Raw genomic sequence first — 278 nt, forward strand, 5'->3', positions numbered from 1 at the left:
TGATAGATGTGCGGCCATAAAACTGGCAACCGCTTCGACCTTTGCGGGGCGCGAACGCGCCGATGGCGTGACGAAGTACAGCGCGCCCCTTGGCAAAGTCCAGTCGGTCAGGACCGCCTCCAGGCGCCCGTCGACAAGGTATTCGCTGGCAATGAATTCCGGCAGCTGGGCGATCGCGGTTCCGGCCAGCACGGTCGGAACAAGGGCGTCGGAATTGGTAACCCGCAACGGCCCCGACGGTGTGACAACCTCTTCATCACCAGCGGCATTGCTGAAAC

At 62.2% G+C, this 278-nt stretch carries 1 protein-coding gene; it reads right to left on the reverse strand.

Annotated features, from left to right (window positions below; genetic code table 11):
- A partial coding sequence (locus EN861_RS35195; RefSeq protein ID WP_245512192.1) for a LysR substrate-binding domain-containing protein occupies nt 1–278 on the reverse strand: 278 nt, incomplete at both ends.

Origin of the sequence: Mesorhizobium sp. M8A.F.Ca.ET.218.01.1.1 (genome assembly GCF_004791165.1) — a bacterium.
Lineage (GTDB): Bacteria > Pseudomonadota > Alphaproteobacteria > Rhizobiales > Rhizobiaceae > Mesorhizobium.